The organism is Inquilinus sp., from assembly GCF_057815775.1.
On the sequence record NZ_JBYRFX010000375.1, the window covers coordinates 1 to 3,042 of the forward strand.

The following is a 3,042-nucleotide window of genomic DNA, read 5'->3' on the forward strand; positions in this document are numbered from 1 at the left end:
CTGCCGTCGGGCGGCCGTCTCGTCGCCAATGTGGTGACGGCGGAGGGCGAGGCCGCGGTGGTCGGCCATCACGCCCGGCTCGGCGGCAGCCTGACCCGCATCGCCGTGTCGCGCGCCAAGCCGATCGGCGGCTTCCACGGCTGGCGCCCGCTGATGCCGGTGACGCAATGGGCGGCCATGAAGCCCTGGGGGGCGGCATGACCGGCACCCTCTATGGCCTCGGCGTCGGCCCGGGCGATCCGGAGCTGGTCACGCTGAAGGCACTGCGGCTGCTGCGCGCGGCGCCGGTGGTGGCTTATCCGGCGCCGGATGTCGGCGACAGTTTCGCCCGCGCGATCGTGGCGCCGCATCTGCCGGGCGGGCAGCTCGAGATCGCCATCCGCGTGCCGATGCGGGTCGATCCGGCGCCAGCCCAGGCGGTGTACGATGCTGCGGCGATCGAGATCGGCGGCCATCTCGAGTCCGGGCGCGACGTCGCGGTGCTGTGCGAGGGCGACCCGTTCTTCTACGGGTCGTTCATGTACCTGTTCGGCCGGCTGGCGGAGCGCCATCGGGTCGAGGTGGTGCCCGGCGTCTCCTCGCTCACCGCCTGCGCCGCCGCCATCGGCCTGCCGCTGGCCGCCCGCAACGACGTGTTGACGGTTCTGCCGGCGCCGCTGCCGGCGGAAGAGCTGCGGCCGCGGCTGCAAGCCGCCGAAGCCGTGGCGATCATGAAGCTCGGGCGTCACTTTAAAAAGATCTCACAATTGCTTGAAGAAACTGGATTGCTTGCGCACGCACATTACGTCGAACGGGCGACGCTCGGTCATCAGCGGGTGTTGCCAATGGCCGAGGTCGACCCCGACACCGTGCCCTATTTCTCGATGATCCTGGCACATCGGCGCGGGGCGGCGTGGCGATGACGGCGCTGATCACCCTGACCTCAGGCGGACTCGAAATCGCCCGACGCCTCAAGCCGTTGCTGCCCGATGCTGCGATCCACGCACCCGCCTGCCGCGTCACCGGCGCGGATGTCGCCTTCGACAAGCTGGCCGACCATCTGCGCACCCTGTTCCAGGCGGGTGAGCCGATCATTGGCCTTTGCGCCGCCGGGGCGTTGATCCGCATCCTGGCGCCGCTGTTGACCGACAAGCGCACCGAGCCGCCGGTGCTGGCGGTGGCGGAGGATGGCAGCGCCGTGGTGCCGCTGCTGGGCGGCCATCACGGCGCCAACGACATGGCGCGGCAGGTGGCGCAGGCTATGGGCATCGCCCCGGCGATCACCACCGCCGGCGATCTGCGCTTCGGCGTCGCGCTGGACGATCCACCGGCCGGATGGCGGCTATCGGAAGCCAGCGATTACAAAGGCTTCATGGCCGATCTTCTGAGCGGCGAGACCGTGTGGTTCGAGGACGACTTGCCTTGGCTGGCCGGGGCCGGCCTGCCGCTGGACCCGACGGCGCGCAAGACGATCGTGGCCGGAATTCGCACGCTTCCGGCGGATCCCGACCGGCTGGTGTTCCATCCGGCGATGATGGCGGTCGGCGTCGGCTGCGAGCGCGGGACCGAGGCGGCGGAGATCGAAGCGCTGATCCGCGACACCCTGGCCGAGGCCGGGCTGGCCCTGGAGGCGGTGGCGGCGCTGGTCACGGTCGACCTCAAGGCCGACGAGGCCGGGCTGCAGGCGGCAGCGCGGGTGCTGGGCCTGCCGGTGCGGGTCTTCGATCCGGTGCGGCTGGAGGCGGAGACGCCGCGCCTGGCCAACCCGTCCGAGGTGGTGTTCCGCGAGATCGGCTGCCATGGCGTGGCCGAGGCGGCGGCGCTGGCCGCGGCCGGCGAGGGCGGGCAGTTGGTGGTCCCGAAGCACAAGTCGCGCCGCGCCACCTGCGCCGTGGCCGAGGCGCCCGAAATACTCGACCCGGACCGCATCGGCTGGCGCCGCGGTACGCTGGCGCTGATCGGCATGGGGCCGGGCCGCGCCGACTGGCGCGCGCCGGAGGCCGACCGGATGATCGCCCGGGCCACCGATCTCGTCGGCTACAGCCTCTATATCGACCTGCTCGGCCCGGCCGCGGCCGGCAAGGTCCGGCACGACTACAAGCTGGGCGAGGAGGAACTGCGGGTCCGCGCGGCGCTCGACCTGGCGGCCGAGGGGCGGGATGTCGCCCTGATCTGCTCCGGCGACGCCGGCATCTACGCCATGGGCAGTTTGCTGTGGGAGCTGGTCGAGCGCGGCGGCCGGCCGGATTGGCGCCGGGTCGAGATCACCACCGTGCCCGGCATCTCGGCGATGCAGGCGGCGGCGGCCCGGATCGGCGCGCCGCTGGGCCATGATTTCTGCACCATCTCACTGTCCGACCTGATGACGCCCTGGCCGGCGATCGAAAAGCGGATCGCAGCGGCGGGGCAGGGCGATTTCGTCGTCGCCTTCTACAACCCGGTGTCGCAGCGGCGGCGCAGCCAGCTGGCCCGCGCCCGCGAGATCCTGCTGGCCCATCGCCCGGCGGCGACGCCGGTGGTGCTGGGCCGCAATCTCGGCCGCGAGGGCGAGACCCTCGTGGTCACCACGCTGGGCGAGCTGACGGTCGACATGGTCGACATGCTGACCCTGGTGCTGGTCGGGTCCTCGGAAAGCCGGGCGCTGCTGCTCGGCGACGGCACCCCGCGCGTCTACACGCCGCGCGGCTACGGCGACAAGCCGGAGGCGCAGCGGGCATGACCGTGCATTTCATCGGCGCCGGCCCCGGCGACCCGGACCTGTTGACCCTGCGGGGCCGCGACCTGATCGCCCGCTGCCCGGTCTGCCTCTATGCCGGCTCGTTGGTGCCGGAGGCGGTGGTGGCGCATGCGCCGGCGGAGGCCCGGGTGGTCGACACCGCGCCGCTGCATCTCGACCAGATCATGGCCGAGATCGAGGCCGCCCATGCCGCGGGCCAGGACGTCGCCCGGGTGCATTCCGGCGACCCGTCGCTGTATGGCGCGATCGCCGAGCAGATCCGCCGGCTGAAGGCGCTTGGCATCCCCTACACCATCACCCCCGGCGTGCCGGCCTTTGCCGCAGCC

Annotated in this window: 3 protein-coding genes and 1 pseudogene; all 4 read left to right on the forward strand. The window is 72.1% G+C overall.

The genetic code is table 11. From position 1 onward, the window contains the following. Positions 1–201 (forward strand): annotated as a pseudogene (locus AC3XYG_RS13410) (cobalamin biosynthesis bifunctional protein CbiET); the annotation flags it as partial. After that, a complete protein-coding gene (cobI, locus tag AC3XYG_RS13415) occupies positions 198–902 on the forward strand; it encodes a precorrin-2 C(20)-methyltransferase (protein ID WP_489140338.1) in 705 nt (234 codons plus the stop codon). The pseudogene AC3XYG_RS13410 and the gene cobI, both read left to right, overlap by 4 nt. Beyond that, positions 899–2,698 carry a precorrin-3B C(17)-methyltransferase gene (gene cobJ / locus AC3XYG_RS13420; RefSeq protein ID WP_489140339.1) on the forward strand — a complete coding sequence of 600 codons (1,800 nt, stop codon included), beginning with the start codon at positions 899–901 and terminating at the stop codon, positions 2,696–2,698. The genes cobI and cobJ overlap by 4 nt, the downstream gene beginning before the upstream one ends. Further along, positions 2,695–3,042: cobalt-precorrin-4/precorrin-4 C(11)-methyltransferase (locus AC3XYG_RS13425; protein ID WP_489140340.1), on the forward strand; the 348-nt coding region annotated here is incomplete at its 3' end. The genes cobJ and AC3XYG_RS13425, both read left to right, overlap by 4 nt.

Excerpts from the sequence above, each read along its gene's own strand:
- cobI (WP_489140338.1), top strand. The coding sequence starts at position 198 with ATGACCGGCACCCTCTATGGCCTCGGCGTCGGCCCGGGCGATCCGGAG.
- cobJ (WP_489140339.1), top strand. The coding sequence starts at position 899 with ATGACGGCGCTGATCACCCTGACCTCAGGCGGACTCGAAATCGCCCGA.